This is a genomic window from Streptomyces sp. SID12501, assembly GCF_010550245.1.
In the GTDB taxonomy this organism is placed as follows: Bacteria; Actinomycetota; Actinomycetes; order Streptomycetales; family Streptomycetaceae; genus Streptomyces.
Genome location: NZ_JAAGLU010001088.1, coordinates 1 through 382, shown reverse-complemented (window position 1 = coordinate 382; position 382 = coordinate 1). Strand labels below are relative to the sequence as shown.

The window sequence follows — 382 nt, the reverse complement described above, 5'->3', positions numbered from 1 at the left end:
CCGGGCGCCGGTACGGAACTCCTTGGTGCCGCGGCTGCCGCCGATCGTGAAGCCCATGCCCATGCCCCCTCCAACGGGTCGGACGCGCCGGTGGTTACGACATCGGCGGCACCTCTCGGCGGTCGGGTGCGTCGCGTCCTCCGGTCGGCCCCGCCCGGCGCACTCCTCGCCGCGCGCGCCCCGAGCGCACTCCCGACCAACCATTCCGTTCCGCCTTCGTGTCAAGTGAATCGCGCCTGGCCGGTGGCGAGTTCATTCGAAGGGGTGGCGAATGGTGGCGTTTCTGGAATCGACCTCGCGGTGGGGGTGATCGTAGGATTACTTTCGGTGCACGAACCCGAAGGCGGACCCGACCGTGGGTATGCCGGAGGCAATCCGTGGA

General features: G+C 69.1%; 1 protein-coding gene. It reads right to left on the bottom strand.

Annotation, left to right across the window (positions count from 1 at the left end; genetic code table 11):
- The coding region (locus G3I71_RS50755; RefSeq protein WP_203733300.1) for a hypothetical protein at positions 1-204 on the bottom strand (204 nt) is incomplete at its 3' end.
- Positions 205-382 lie beyond the last annotated feature (178 nt).